This is a genomic window from Pseudomonas sp. RA_35y_Pfl2_P32 (genome assembly GCF_963970735.1).
In the GTDB taxonomy this organism is placed as follows: Bacteria; Pseudomonadota; Gammaproteobacteria; order Pseudomonadales; family Pseudomonadaceae; genus Aquipseudomonas.
This window is the reverse complement of record NZ_CAXAQF010000268.1, coordinates 1-479: the sequence shown is the minus strand read 5'-3', so window position 1 is coordinate 479 and position 479 is coordinate 1. Positions and strand designations below refer to the sequence as shown.

The window sequence follows — 479 nt, the reverse complement described above, 5'->3', positions numbered from 1 at the left end:
AGCGTCAGAACGGTGGACGACAGGACGCCGCCGATGACGACAGTGGCGAGCGGTCGTTGCACCTCCGCTCCCGCGCCCTGTGAAATCGCCATCGGTACGAAGCCGATTCCCGCGACCATGGCGGTCGACAATACCGGACGGAGCCGATCCGTGGCGGCTTGCCGGACTGCCTCGATAACAGGCAGCTTCCGCCGCAACGCATTTATATGATCGATCAGAACGAGACCATTCAGCATCGCGATGCCGGAGACCGCGATAAAGCCGATCGCGGCGGTGATCGAGAATGGCATGTCACGTAGCCAGAGTGCCAGCACGCCACCGGTGATCGCAAACGGAATACCGGTATAGACGACGGCGGCATGACGGACGCTCCCCAACGCCGAATAAACGAGCAAGAAGATCATCAGCAGCGCCGCCGGCACGACGATCATCAGACGGGCTCGGGCCGCTTCTAGCTGACGGAACTGGCCTCCGAACTC

The 479-nt window shown here is 62.0% G+C and carries 1 protein-coding gene; it reads right to left on the bottom strand.

Going from position 1 to position 479, the window contains the following annotated elements:
- Positions 1 to 479, bottom strand: a 479-nt coding sequence (locus AACY45_RS28205; RefSeq protein WP_339548755.1) for an efflux RND transporter permease subunit, incomplete at both ends; no start/stop codon positions are given.